We start from the raw sequence: 13,429 nt of genomic DNA, 5'->3' as shown, positions 1-13,429 counted from the left end.
GGCTCATGCTCGATCGAACGGAGAACTCGGTGTCACGGATCAAGGTGGCCATCATCGGCTCGTGCGTCACGCGAGAAGCGTTCATCACGCGGAACAACCCGCACTACAAGGACGTCTACGACCTCGGTCCGCTCGCGTGGCAGACCGGTCTCGTGAGCTTCCTGTCGGCGCCCGTCGCTCCGGACATCGCGCAACGGATCCAGCCGGGTGACAAGGTCAACGAGCACGGGGCGCGCACGATGGCGCGCGACATCGCCAAGTCGGACCGCGCAGAACTCGAGTCGTTCGCGCCCGACTACCTGCTGTTCGACCTCTACTCCGACGTCCGGTACGGGCTCGCGCGGATCGGCGACGCGACCATCACGAACAACCCGAACAGCTTCCGGAAGACGGACTTCTTCGCGGCGGGTGAGGGGTTCACGACCCTGCACATGGCGAACGCGAGCGCCGAGTACGTGCCGCTCCTCGAGCAGGCCGTCGATGAGCTCGTGGCATGGCAGAGACAGGCGCTCCCGGAGACGACCCTGGTGTTGAACTGCTTCCGGTACAGCTCGTACTACCGGACGAGCACCGGCGACCTGGAGTTCGTGAAGTACCGCGGAGACCAGAAACGGGATGACCTGTACAAGCGGCTGCTGCGGGAGAACGACCGGTACGACTCGCTCTACCGTTCGATCGCTGCCCGTCACGACCTCCGTACCATCGACAACCGCGACCGTTCGTACCACTCCGACGGCGCGCACCCCTACGGCATCTCGCCCTGGCACTTCGGCCGACCGTTCTTCCAGGACTTCATGGCCGACCTCGACCGCATGGTCATCGGCGATGCCCTGATCGCCGGGCACCCGGCCGACGAACTCGCCAGCCTCAGTTCCTGAGCCTGGCGCGCGCTGCGCGCAGGAGCCGTCGGGCGAAGTGCCCGCTCGGCACCCGACGGTCGACGAGGAACCGCCAGCCGTCCGCACGGTCGGCCAGGGGCTGCAGTTGCACGCCGCTCGGAACGGGCGGGAGCGGCATCCTCGCGGTCACGACCGGGAAGTCGAGCCGGAAACCACGGAACGAGATCCGGACCACGGCACGGTGTCTGCCGGTGGCGATGTCGCCGTTCTCCAGGCGCAGCGACCAGCGGGATGAGCGGTGATCGACCCGGAGGACGGCCTGGGTACCCGCTGCCCCGGCTCCGGTCAGAGTGGCGTTTTCGGTCGGGGTTGCGGTCAGGACCATGTCGAGGGAGACCCCGTCAGGCACCGTCCCGGCCACTGGTCCGCTCAAGGTCAGGCCGCCGGCGTCCGGGTGCGCCTCGTCGACGACGAGCGGTGCGAGGTGCCGCACCATCGAGACCAGCTGCACTGCGAGCGGGTCCTGCCCGTGGACGGCACCCGCCATCGCGCGCAGGAGTTCGGAGTTCCCTTCGACCCCCGCCGTCAGCGGACCCAGGTCCGTGACGGCGGATCCGAGCACCGACACGTCGGTGTGCTCCGCGCGGTTCGCCAGCAGGACCAACGGCCCGTCGTTCACAAGGGATCCGCGATCGAGTGCGAAGACCGCTTCCTCTCCGAGCACACCGACCGAGCGGATCACGTCCACCCAGGCGCGGAGCAGCACCGGCGGCACGTCGCGGTCGTCGCGCGCGTCGTGCAGCGCAGACGCGAGGCGCACGGCGATCTCCCCCGCTCCGTTGGCCACCGCGAACCAGAGCGCTCGTCGCTCGGCACGGAGCGCCTGACGATCGGCGGTCGGCACGACCGCGAGCAGATCGTGCACCGCTCCGATGACCCGGTGCAGGTCGTTCGCATCCGGCTGGCCGCGGAGGAACCGTTCGAGGTGGACGTACCCGTCGGCGTCGAGGACGACCTCGGCGTGCGCGCGGCGGACCTCCGGGGCGGCATCGGCGAGCAGTGATGCCACCTCGATCTCCTGATCGAAGTAGCTCAGCACGCCATCGATGCCCGACGCCCTCGCGGTCATGGACGAGGCTCCCGGACGCTCGCGGTAGAGGTAGACGACCTCCGGCACCACCGCGACACGGTCCGCGGCGAGGAACGCGCGGACCATCGGCACGATGTCGTTGGAGCGCGGGGCGTTCGGGAACCGGACGCCCGACGCCCGCAGGAAGTCGGCGCGGAAGACCCGGTTCCAGCATGCGCGGTTCGCCAAGAGCCTCGGCATGGCGTGGAGGTCCGTCACCGACTCGGTCAGGACGTCGTACCAACTCGACATGGGCTCCCAGGTCGACCCGGAGCTGAACTTGAGGTGCCGGCCGAGCGCGATCACGGCGTCGCTGCGCTCGGCTGCGTCGATGAGCGGCCGGTACGCCCCGTCAGGTACCAGGTCATCACCGTCGGCGAACACCAGGTACTCGCCCTGCGCGAGGTCGATCCCCTGGTTGCGGGCGGCGCCTCCCCCCGCTGCTCGGGATCGGTGCAGTCGCACACGGGGGTCGCCGGACGCGATCCGCTCCACGATCGCGACCGTCTCGTCGGTGGACCGGTCGTCGATGACGATCACCTCGAGGTCGACATCCTGCCGCAGGACACAGTCGAGCTGCTCCTCGATCCACGGCGCGACGTCGTGCACGGGCATGACGACGGAGAGCTGTGCGCTCACGGCCGACTCCTCGTCCTGAGCACGGCGGCGACGCGGCGCAGTGCCGACGGTGCGACGGCCACCTCGACACGGTGGATCCGCCCGTCGCGCAGCGTGAACTCGACGCTCCACCGGTCACCCGGCCGAGGCCTCGCCGACGACACGACCGTGTCCGATGACAGCACGCCCCGGTGCACTGCCGTCCGGGTTCCGTCGCGCTCGAGCACGACACTCCCCGGTGCCGGGTGCTCGAGACCCGTCATGCTGATCCGGAGACCACCACGGTGTCGGTCGGCGGTCGCACGGACGCGACGATTGCGTCGGAGGAACACGACGTCGTCCACTGCTCCGTCCCGCAACGCGGACAGCACGACCTGTTCGTGCTCGTCCAGCCCACGGCCGACGAACTCGTCCCAGAACGCCGCGACGAGCTCTGGACGGACAGGGAGCGGATCGCCGCGCTGTGCGGCATCGACGACCGGCCGGAACAGGCGTTCGCGCCACAGGTCAGCGCCGCGCTCCGTATCGGGACCGAGGGCCCGCTCGCACTCGGCGGCGAGACTGCCCCACCGCAGGACGACGTCCTCTGCCGGGCGGTCGAACGTCTCGACGAGCTCGGCCGCGAGTCCCGGCTCCTTCGCCCGGAGCAGGGCGTAGGCGGCGCCGGGGTAGGCGCTGAGGTCGTCGAACTCGGTCTCGTCGACCCAGGTGCCGATCCACCGCACGAAATCGGCGAGCAGGCGGGCGCCGGCTGGGTCGAGCACGCCGATCCCGCGGACCCGCGTCCACGCCTCTCGGCGGATCAGCCGCCGTCCGAAAGCCGCCGTCGCCCCATCCGCCCCGTGTGCCGCGTACGTCTCGACTGCTGCACGGGTCTGTTCGACCCAGTCGTCCAGGTCGTCGCCCCGGCCGATGCCCGACGTCACCGACTCGTCGTGTCGCCGGTGGCGGTACACCACCTCGGGCAGCACGTCGACCCTCGCTCCCACCGCGAGCCGCGCCCACCAGGAAACGTCCTCGCAGGTGGTGCCGGTCGGGAACTCGACGCCGGACTCGAGCAACCACGTGCGGTTGAAGACCTTGTTCCAGGGTGTGTGGTCGAAGGCCAGCTGCGGCGTGTCCGAGAGTCGGAGGCCGGTCCCCCCGGTCGTCCAGAGTGCGTCGTCCGTCGTCCAGTAGGTCGACTCGCGCCCGTCCCCGGTGAACTGCTCAGCCCTGCCGCTGACGAGCACCGGACCGGACTCGGCGAACACGGCGAGGAGCCGTTCGTAGGCAGCGGGCGGCACGAGGTCGTCGGCGTCCGCGAACACGACGAAGTCGCCGGTCGCGACGCGCAGCCCGGTGTTCCTGGCGTTGCCGGCTCCGCCACGTTCCCCGATCTCGAGCACGACGATGCGCGGGTCTTCGGTGGCGAGCGACCGGACGGACTCCGTCACCCCGGAGCTGAGCCCGTCGAGCACGAGGATGATCTCGAGCCGACGGTGGCTCTGCGACCGGAGCGCCTCCAGCGCGACGTCGAACCACGGGCCGACGCTGCCGACCGGCACGACGACCGACAGCAGGGGAAGGGGTCCGCCCACAGCACTTCTCCTGGAGTTCATCACGTTCGGGTTGCGCAGTGCGCGACGAGCCAACCTCGACTTCAGCCCTAAACTATCGCAGCACGTGCATCACGACGACAGGGAGCCGATCGACCGATGGACTCAGCGATCCGGACCACACCACTCATCTCCGTCGTCGTGGCGGCACTCGACGTGGAACGGTACCTCCCGACGCTCCTGCGGTCGTTCGAACGGCAGACGTTCGACCACGACCGTGTGCAGTTCGTGTTCGTCGATGACGGGTCGACCGACTCGACGGGGTCGCTCCTCGACGACTGGGCAAGGTCCGCCGGAGCCGACGTGACCGTGATCCATCAGGACAACGCCTGGATCGCCGACGCACGGAACACCGGATTGGCCCGGGCCACCGGGCAGTGGGTCACCTTCGTCGACGCCGACGACGAGCTGGAGGAACGCTACTTCGAAGAGGTCGCGAAGTTCATCGAGTTGCACGCGTCGGACGATGTCGCGCTCCTCGCGGCCCATCAGCTCCTCCTGGACGACGACGGCGGCGTGACGGACGGGCACCCGTCCCGCAAGCGCTTCGAGAAGGGATCGCGCATCGTCGACATGCGGTTGGACCCCATCGTGCAGACCGGCGTGAACGCGGCGTTCATGCGTCGTGACCTCGTCGAGGCGGCGGGTCTCCGGTTCGACGGTCGTGTCCGACCCACGTTCGAGGACGCCCACTTCGTCGCGCGCTACCTGCTCCGCAACGGACTGCACCGGATCGGTCTGATGGCCTCGGCCAAGTACCGCTACCGTCAGCGCGGCGACGGCAGCTCCACCATGCAGACCAGCCACGAGGACCGACGGAAGTACACCGATGTGCTCCGTCACGGTCACCTCGGGCTCCTCGACGAGGCGTCGGCGACCGGACGCATCGATCGTTGGGTGGCGAACACCGTCCTCTACGACCTTGTCGGGTACTTCCGGCGCGAGCGTGCGATCCGGTCGCCCTCGGCCCTCGCCCCCGCCGATGCGTTCGACGAGTTCCACGAGCTGGCGGCTGCGGTCCTGCAGCGAGTCGGTCCGGAAGCGGTCCGCTCCTTCGACCTACTGCCCGTGGAGTTCGCGGTGCGGCGGGCGATGCTCGTCGGGTACCGGGACGAACCGGACCGCCCGAACACCGTCAACCTCGCCCAGGTCGATGAGGCCCACCAACTCGTGCAGCTCCAGTACTGGTTCACCGGCGAGATCCCGGCGGAACAGATCGCTGTCGACGGACACGAGGTCGTCCCCGAGTTCGAGACCGTCCAGGACTTCGTCTTCTACGGTCGGCCGCTGGTTCGCCGGCGCGTGATCTGGATCCCCCGCGGCCACGTCACCGAGATGCACGTGGACGGACAGCAGGTCGTCTTCGCCCGGGGTGAAGTGCCGAACCACTACGCAACCCTGACCCGCCGCCAGCTCGAACCGCAGATCCTGGCGCAGCGCCGACGCGTGGTCGATCCCAACGAGGTGGAGCTGACCAACAAGCAGCACGTCTGGCGAGCGGTGCGCGAGCGTGCGATCACGACCCGGAACTCCCTGCAGAAGACCGCACTCCGGAACGCCCTGGCACCGACGCTGGCCCGCACGCGCCGCGCACGCGAACGGTTCCAGGGCGCGTGGGTGTTCATCGATCGGGACACGGACGCGAACGACAACGCGGAACACGCCTACCGGTACGTTCGACGGCACCGTCCGGACATCAACGCCTACTTCGTGCTCAACCGCGATTCCAAGGACTGGGACCGCCTGCAGCGCGAGGGGTTCCGGATGATCGCGTTCCGGTCGCTCGAGTGGGTGCAACTGATGCTCCACGCCGAGCACGTCGCGTCGTCGCACATCGCGGACTTCGTCACCAAGCCCCTGCCCGCGTCGAAGTTCGGGCAGCCGCGGTTCCACTTCACCTTCCTGCAGCACGGCGTGATCAACTACGACCTGTCGCGGTGGCTCAACTCGAAGCGACCCGACCTGTTCGTGGTCTCGACCCCGCAGGAGCGGGACGCGATCGCGGGCCACGGGCAGTGGATCTTCTCCCAGCACGAGGTCGTCCTGACCGGGCTGCCCCGCTTCGACGCGCTCCTCGAGAAGAGCCGGGCGAAGCAGGAAACCGAGCGCGACCTCATCCTCGTCATGCCCACCTGGCGTCACTACCTCGTCGGGGCGCAGGTCGCCGGATCCGGAGCGTGGGAGCGTGACGACCGGTTCATGGAGAGCCGTTTCGCCAAGGAGTACACGGCGCTCATGTCGTCGCCGGAGCTCCGCGCACTCGCGAAGCGGACCGGGAAGCGCCTCGCGCTCATGCCGCACCCGCTCCTCCGTCCGTACCTGACCGACTTCCACCTGCCCGACGACGTGGCGATCCTCGACTTCGCCGTCGACGGCGTGCAGGACGTCCTCGCGCGGAGTGCCGCGTTCGTGACCGACTTCTCGTCGCTGGCCTTCGACGCCGCATTCATCGACGTCCCGGTGGTGTACTTCCACTTCGACCTCCGCGAGTTCTTCGGCGGCTCGCACAGTGGTCGTCGCGGGTACTTCGACTACGACGAAGCCGGGTTCGGCGAGGTCACGGGGTCCGTCCGGGAAGTGGAAGGCGCTGTCGAACGGATCGCAGAGGCTGGGTTCCGCCCGTCGGACACGTTCCGGGAACGCGCGCGACGGACCTTCGTCACGCGGGACGGGCGCAATTCGGAACGCGTCATCCAGATGATGGAGTGGTTGACGGGCGGACCACGACCAGCCGAGCCCGAGGCCGCGCTGCCCGCCGAGGATCAGTCCTCGGCTTCCGTGAGCTCCCAGAACGGCGAACGCTCGACCGTCGACGCGTCCGGCTTGTAGAAGGGCTCCTTCAGCGAGAGGTGCGGCCGCTCCCAGGCGACGTCGCGCCGCACGACCCGTGCCGGTGTCCCGACGGCGATGCAGTTGTTGGGGACCCGGCCCGTCACGATCGACCCGGTCCCGATCACGGAGCCGCGCCCGACGGTGGTACCGCCGAGGACCGTGACGCCGAGTGCGAGCCAGACGTGGTCACCGATGTCGATCGACCTCGACACGTTGACCCGCGCTCCGGTGCGGACGTCGAAGATCGGGTGCGCGTCGTCCGCCCGGATCTGGACGTGCGAAGCGATCATGACGTCGTCGCCGATCCGCACGGTCGTCCCCTCCGTCGCCGAGATCACGCAGTTGGCGGTGGTGGATGCGTTGGCGCCGACGAGCACGGACGAGTCCTGCCCGATCCTGATGTTCGCGACGAACGCCGGCGCACCGTGGTTCTCCGCGATGTCGAGGAGACCGTTGTCACAGTCCATGCTCACCACGATCCGCCCGAGACGCGCACGTTGGTGGACCCGCACGACGTTGTTCGACCCGCGGAACGTAATCTTGACGCTCCCCCGTTTCGGGCCGGCGTACTCGATACGGTTCCCGCGGTCGTCCGAGTAGGCCGACAGCTCCTCAACATCCGTTTGCACGGTTCCAGCCTAGGTGCAGCGCAGGAGCACGCTCAGACGGTCGCCTCGTACGCCGACACGACCTTCTTGGTCGGGCCGATCATCTTCAGCTCGCCCTCGTTGAGCCAGGCGACCTGGTCGCACATGTCCTTGACGGTCCCCATGGAGTGCGAGACGAGGATGACCGTGCGGCCTTCGTCCTTCATCTCCTTGAACTTCGTCTGGCAGCGCTTTCGGAACGTCGCGTCGCCGACGGCCAGCACCTCGTCCACGACCAGGATGTCCGGCGTGACCGCGACGGCGACGGAGAACCCGAGCCGCACGTACATGCCGGACGAGTAGTTCTTCACCGGCTGGTCGATGAAGTTGCCCACACCGGAGAACGACACGATGTCGTCGAACTTCCGCGCCACTTCCTTGCGGCTCATCCCGAGGATCGAGCCGTTCAGGAACACGTTCTCGCGACCGGAGAGCTCGGGGTGGAACCCAGAGCCGACCTCGAGCAGTGACGCCTGCTTGCCACGCGCGGTGATCGAGCCCTCTTCCGGCCAGAGGATCTTGGCGAGGCACTTCAACAGCGTCGACTTGCCCGACCCGTTCTTGCCGATGAGGCCGAACGTCGATCCGTGCGGGACCTCGAACGACACGTCCTTCAGCGCCCAGAAGTCCTCGTGCACCGATTTCTTCCCGCGCATGACCATGCTCTTCAGCGAGTCGTTGCGCTCGTGGTACATGCGGAAGCGCTTGGAGACGTGTTCGACGGAGACGGCGGAGTCGTTCACAGGAGTTCAGCCAGCTTCTTCTCGTTGCGGGAGAACACGACGTAGCCGATGGCGAGCGAGGCGCACCCCGCGATGGCACACGCGACCAGGTCGGTCCAGTTCGGGAGGCGGTTGTCGTACATGAGGTTCCGGAAGACCTCGGAGAACCGCTCGATCGGGTTGAGCTTGTAGACGTGGATGATCCACGGGTGTCCGGCCTTGTTGGCGGCGTCCTCGACGAGCGAGAGCGGGTAGATGATCGGCGACAGGTACATCCACATCTGCAGTGCGATGCCGACCAGGTGCTGCATGTCGCGGAAGTGCACGTTGATGATCGAAAGGATCAGCCCGAGGCCGGCGGAGAACATGGCGAGGAACACCATCGTCAGGGCGATCAGCGGCAGGTAGAGCCAGAAGTTCGACCCGGCGATCGCGAGCGCGATGAGCAGCACCCCCATCTCCACCAGCCACGTGAACCCGAAGGACCCGACGGCCGCGAGCGGCAGGGTCATCCGCGGGAAGTACACCTTCTTGATCAGTGAGCCGTTGGCGACGATCGACGTCATGCCGGAGTTGATGACGTTGCGCGCGAAGATCCAGGGCAGCAGCCCGCACATGAGCCAGAGCGGGTAGATGTTCAGCCCGCTGGGGTCACCGACCTCGAGTCGTGCCCGGAAGATGAACGAGTACACGATCGTGTAGATCAGCATCGTCGCGAGCGGGTTGATCAGGGACCACAGTTGCCCGAAGACCGTGCGGCGGTACTTGCCCTTGACCTCGCGGGCGGTGAGGTTCGCCAGGAGTTCCCGCGACGACATGAGCTCGTTCAGGTACGTCATGCTTCGGGTGCAGGCTCCTCCGGGGCGCAACGCAGCGCTCCTCACAGGGATTCGGGGACGAGACATTCTCGCACAAAGGTTGCACTTGCCACGTTCGACTCGGTGATGCTTGTCTGCTGCGGGTGCCGCGGAGACGAACACCTGGTGAAACCTGAGTAGGGTTGGTGGGTGATCGTCAGCTTCGCCAACCACTCCACCGCGCCGGTGAACCTCGGCGGGGCGGAACGGTCACTCATCCGCTTCGTGGAGGACTGGCAGGCGCAGGACCCGGCCATGACGCCGACCTTCATCACCAAGGCCCCGCGCGGCAAGTTCATCGATGCCCTCGACGAGCGTGGCTGGTCGTACGACGCGCTGCGGTTCCGCGGCTGGGCCCTGCCGAGTCCACAGCCCGCACCGGCTGCCGAACGCGCCGCCTTCGCGACCGTCGACTACGCCGCCGTCAACGCGATCATCCGGAAGTACGAGCGCGAGCGCCCGGACCTCGTCGTCACCAACACACTCGTCGCCCCGTGGGCGTCGTTCGCCGCCGCGGTCCTCGGGATCCCGCAGGCGTGGTTCGTCCGCGAGTACGGCGACCTCGACCACGGTCTGCAGTTCCAGACGGGCCGTGCGGGCGTCCTCGGCGACATCGGCCTGCTGTCCGGGGCCGTCGTCACCAACTCCGAGGCGATGCGCGAGCACCTGGCGCAGTACATCCCTGCCGACAAGCTCTCCGTCGCGTACCCGACGGTCGACACGAGCCGACTCCTGGCGACGAAGGACGACACGCCTGCCGTCACCCCCTTCCCGCAGGCAGAACCCGGCCTCCGGATCACGGTCCTCGGCCGCGTCGAGGAGTCCAAGGGGCAACACCGCGTCGTCGACGCGCTCGGCGCGCTGCGCCGACGAGGCGTGACCGCGAGCGTCTGTTTCGTCGGGAGCTGGAAGCACCCGGGTGAGGACCAGCGGCTCACCGACCGCGCCCGCGCGCTCGGTGTCGCCGAGCACGTCGTCTTCGCTGGCGAGCAGCACACGCCCGCGCCCTTCATCCAGGCGGCCGACGTCTGCGTCACGCCGTCCACCATCGAGGCCTTCGGTCGCACCACCGCCGAGTACATGGCGCTCGGCAGGGCCGTCGTCGCCACGCGCCAAGGCGGCAGCGCGGAACTCGTGGAGCCCGGCGTGACCGGCGCGTTGGTCGATGCCGACGACACGAACGCCCTCGCCGACGCCCTCGCCGCGTACGCGGCCGACCCGGACACGGCCAGGAGGCACGGTGCGGCTGCACCGGACCGCCTCGCCACCGTCACGGGTGCGGGCCACGACAACGCGGCGGCCATCGCACGGTTGGTCGCGCTGGTCGGCACCGAGGGCTACCGGCTCCCCCAGGCGGCGCGCTACTGGTTCGAGCTGCCCGGCGCGTACGCCTCGCTCGGTGCGACGAGCGCCAGAGCCGCCGTCGGACTCCTCGCGAGCCGCGTGCGATCCCGCTCCGGGGCCGTCGGCCGACTCCTCGCCCGGCCGGGCGTCGTCGTCCGGAAGCTGGCTCGGCGATGACGCGCGACCGTCGTCCGGTCACGATCGTGGTCCCGATCTACGACGACCTCCCCGGTCTCGAGCGCTGCATCGAGGCACTGCTCGAGACGGTGGACTTCGCCGTCGACCGCGTGCTCCTGGCGAACGACATGGGCCCCCGCGTCGACGCGATCGAGGCCCGGGTGCTCGAGCTCGTCGGTGACCACGAGGGGTTCGAGTACACCCGCAACAGCCGCAACCTCGGCTTCGTCGGCAACTGCAACCGGGCGGTCCTCGAGCTCGACCGCACGGGCAACGACGTCCTGCTCCTCAACAGCGACACCGTCCCGATGCCGGGGTTCCTGGACGAGATGACCGCGGTCCTGGCCTCGGACGACTCGATCGGCGTCGTGTGCGCGAGGAGCGACAACGCCACGATCGCGTCCTTCCCCTACGCGCGGCGGAACCCGCGCGCGAGCCTCGCACCGCGCCGCACCCGCGAGCTGCACGGCCGGACGAAGTACCTGCTCCCGCGGCACACGGTCTCCCCGGTGGCGATGGGCTTCTGCTTCCTCATCCGGCGTGAGATGGTCGACCGCTTCGGGTTGTTCGACGACGTCTTCTCCCCCGGCTACGGCGAGGAGAACGACTTCTGCCTGCGGATCAACGAGCACGGCTTCACCTCGGTGTTGGCGAACCGCGCGTTGGTCCTGCACACGGGCTCGACGAGCTTCAGCGGGGATCGCGGTCCCTCGCTCCGACTCGAGCACGAGCGGATCCTGCTCGAGCGCTACCCCTTCTACGGCGGCGCGATCGCGCTCTTCCTCGCCCGGTACCGTGACGCCGTCGACGTGTTCGCCGATGCGTTCCTGCCCGACGACGACGTCGTCCGCGTGGCGCTGCACCTCCCGGCCGACCTGACCGACGAGGTCATCGCCCGGACCCGCAGCACCCTCACTGCAGCGCCGGATGACGTCGTCGTCACGGTCATCGTCGCGAAGTCGCAGATCCGGGACGCCCGTGAGGCGTTCCCGGGCGCTGCGATCGCCGTCGGGGGCCGGCCACGACAGATCTTCGACGTCGCGGTCGCGCTCGGCGCCCTGACCACGTTCGCGCAGCTCTCCGCGCTCAACGCCAACGCTCCCCGCTGGATCCTCGTCGACCCCGTGTCGCAGGACGTCCGGTGGTCACACGCGGTCGCGAACCACCGTGCGTCGGCGATCGACCGCATCCTGCGCCGCTTCGAGAACCAGAGCACGAGCTGGCGCGACGGGGACGACCTCGTCCGGCTCGTCCGCACAGCCGCCGCGAACGAGATCGACCCGGCGTCCCTTCGTGCTCGCTGGCATGCGGTTTCGGACATCGCCGAAGCGACCGGCCTCCTGGTGCACCGCGCGACGGTGTCGGTCCGACGCCTCGCCGCGCTCACGTTCGGTGCGCGCAACCCGCGCATCGTCGCCCGCCTCCGCGCGATCGCCGGCCGCGGCGCCTGAGCGACGACCGACGAGTGGACGGGAGGCCCGTGGCGGCGCCGCCACGGGCCTCCCGTCCGTCACGCGAGTGCGTCGACGACCGCGCGGTGTCGCGTGATGCCGGCCACGTCGAACGCACCGAGCAGGTGCAGCGTGGCGATCCGGAACACGAGGGCGCGCAGGAGCAACTGCCGCCACTCGTGTTCGCCCTCGCCGAGATCGTCGAGGCGGTCGACGGACACGCCGTGCCAGCAGACCGCGTCCACCGCGGCGATCGCGGCTCCCGTGCCGGCCGGACGCCAGTACGGTGGCCAGTCGATGATCGCGGGCGCGAGTCCCTCCGCGAACAGGACGTTGCTCAGCAGGTCCCCGTGGATCAACTGCGCCGGCGCGTGGACGGGACGGAACGCCGCGGCCAGGCGGTCGAGGGTCGGGTCGGTCGGCAGTGGTGCCTCGCCCCAGGCCATGCGGTCGGCGCGACGCCACGGGTCGTCGGTCTCGGGGTCGGCCGTCCGGAGGAACGCGGGGCACCCGACGTCGGCGACTGCGCGGTGGAAGGCCCGACCCGCTCGGATGACGTCGTCGACACGGGTCTCGTCAGCGACCCCGGCGACGAACTCCCACGTCTCCCACTCCCCGCACCTCCAGGCACCGGCGCGAGTGGGCACCGGTCTCGGAGTCCGGAACGCCGACGTGTGGCCCAGGTCTGTCAGCACCGCAGCGCGCCAGTCGGTCACGAGCACACCGTCGTGGGGCCGGAGGACGATGTCGCCCGCCCGCCAGGAGAGCCCGCGGCCCCCCACGAGTGGCACCGGTGTGGCTGCTCCCGCACCGAACGCGGCGAGCAATCCGGGGTCCGGGGGCGCCGGCCGCGAGTGGGTCACGCGGTCCGGAGGATCTTCGCCATCGGCCGGCCCTTGGCCACCTCGTCGACGAGCTTGTCGAGGTACCGGATCTGCCGCATGAGCGGGTCGTCGAGCTCCTCGATCCGCACCCCGCAGATCACCCCGGTGATGAGCGGGGCGTTCGGGTTGAGGTGCGCGCCGGCGAAGAAGTCCTCGAACGTGGTCCGGTCGGCCAGGTGCTGCGCGAGCGCCCGGTCGTCGAAACCGGTCAACCACTCGATGACGGTGTCGAGCTCCGCCTTCGTGTGGCCCTTCCGCTCCACCTTCGCCAGGTAGTGCCCGTAGACGTCCGCGACGGGCGTCCCGAAGATCCGGTGACCGGCCATGGTCG

Annotated in this window: 11 protein-coding genes; 4 read left to right on the top strand and 7 right to left on the bottom strand. The window is 69.1% G+C overall.

What is annotated here, in order from left to right; all coding sequences use genetic code 11:
• Window positions 1-5: 5 nt before the first annotated feature.
• Window positions 6-878: a DUF6270 domain-containing protein gene (locus DEJ09_RS13615; protein WP_146245729.1), complete on the top strand. Its 873-nt coding sequence runs from the start codon at window positions 6-8 to the stop codon at window positions 876-878.
• On the opposite strand, the gene DEJ09_RS13610 is transcribed toward DEJ09_RS13615, so the two are convergent.
• Both DEJ09_RS13610 and DEJ09_RS13605 read right to left on the bottom strand, forming a co-directional pair.
• Entirely contained in the window at window positions 868-2,607 is a 1,740-nt protein-coding gene (locus DEJ09_RS13610) for a glycosyltransferase family 2 protein (RefSeq protein WP_111088936.1), read from the bottom strand. The two genes, DEJ09_RS13615 and DEJ09_RS13610, sit on opposite strands and share 11 nt — an antisense overlap.
• On the bottom strand, window positions 2,604-4,166 hold the full coding sequence (locus DEJ09_RS13605) for a glycosyltransferase (protein WP_181433127.1): 1,563 nt from the start codon (window positions 4,164-4,166) through the stop codon (window positions 2,604-2,606). Before DEJ09_RS13605 ends, DEJ09_RS13610 begins: the two co-directional genes overlap by 4 nt.
• Window positions 4,167-4,283: 117 nt before the next feature.
• On the opposite strand from DEJ09_RS13605, the gene DEJ09_RS13600 reads away from it, so the two are divergent.
• Window positions 4,284-7,013 (top strand): CDP-glycerol glycerophosphotransferase family protein, encoded by a 2,730-nt coding sequence (locus tag DEJ09_RS13600; protein WP_111088935.1) that lies wholly within the window; start codon window positions 4,284-4,286, stop codon window positions 7,011-7,013.
• Here DEJ09_RS13600 and DEJ09_RS13595 read toward each other — a convergent pair.
• From DEJ09_RS13595 to DEJ09_RS13585, 3 genes are all read right to left on the bottom strand, one after another.
• Window positions 6,947-7,483 (bottom strand): acyltransferase, encoded by a 537-nt coding sequence (locus DEJ09_RS13595; protein WP_111047177.1) that lies wholly within the window; start codon window positions 7,481-7,483, stop codon window positions 6,947-6,949. The genes DEJ09_RS13600 and DEJ09_RS13595 overlap by 67 nt on opposite strands.
• 194 nt (window positions 7,484-7,677) lie before the next feature.
• The gene (locus tag DEJ09_RS13590) at window positions 7,678-8,406 is read right to left on the bottom strand and encodes an ABC transporter ATP-binding protein (RefSeq protein ID WP_258367169.1); all 729 of its coding nucleotides are present in this window, start codon (window positions 8,404-8,406) and stop codon (window positions 7,678-7,680) included.
• Complete coding sequence (locus tag DEJ09_RS13585) at window positions 8,403-9,224, bottom strand: ABC transporter permease (protein WP_111030339.1); 822 nt, start codon at window positions 9,222-9,224, stop codon at window positions 8,403-8,405. The genes DEJ09_RS13590 and DEJ09_RS13585 overlap by 4 nt, the downstream gene beginning before the upstream one ends.
• 168 nt (window positions 9,225-9,392) lie before the next feature.
• On the opposite strand from DEJ09_RS13585, the gene DEJ09_RS13580 reads away from it, so the two are divergent.
• Complete coding sequence (locus DEJ09_RS13580) at window positions 9,393-10,763, top strand: glycosyltransferase family 4 protein (protein ID WP_111088934.1); 1,371 nt, start codon at window positions 9,393-9,395, stop codon at window positions 10,761-10,763.
• On the top strand, window positions 10,760-12,214 hold the full coding sequence (locus DEJ09_RS13575; RefSeq protein ID WP_111088933.1) for a glycosyltransferase family 2 protein: 1,455 nt from the start codon (window positions 10,760-10,762) through the stop codon (window positions 12,212-12,214). Before DEJ09_RS13580 ends, DEJ09_RS13575 begins: the two co-directional genes overlap by 4 nt.
• Before the next feature lie 59 nt (window positions 12,215-12,273).
• Here DEJ09_RS13575 and DEJ09_RS13570 read toward each other — a convergent pair whose 3' ends face one another.
• Both DEJ09_RS13570 and DEJ09_RS13565 read right to left on the bottom strand, forming a co-directional pair.
• Window positions 12,274-12,930 carry a hypothetical protein gene (locus tag DEJ09_RS13570; RefSeq protein WP_146245728.1) on the bottom strand — a complete coding sequence of 219 codons (657 nt, stop codon included), beginning with the start codon at window positions 12,928-12,930 and terminating at the stop codon, window positions 12,274-12,276.
• A gap of 143 nt (window positions 12,931-13,073) precedes the next feature.
• Window positions 13,074-13,424: a DUF2200 domain-containing protein gene (locus DEJ09_RS13565; protein ID WP_111047157.1), complete on the bottom strand. Its 351-nt coding sequence runs from the start codon at window positions 13,422-13,424 to the stop codon at window positions 13,074-13,076.
• Window positions 13,425-13,429: the final 5 nt, after the last annotated feature.

Source organism: Curtobacterium sp. MCLR17_055 (assembly GCF_003234305.1).
In the GTDB taxonomy this organism is placed as follows: Bacteria; Actinomycetota; Actinomycetes; order Actinomycetales; family Microbacteriaceae; genus Curtobacterium; species Curtobacterium flaccumfaciens.
Note: the sequence above shows the minus strand (reverse complement) of the source record. Positions and strands in the feature narration are given on the sequence as shown.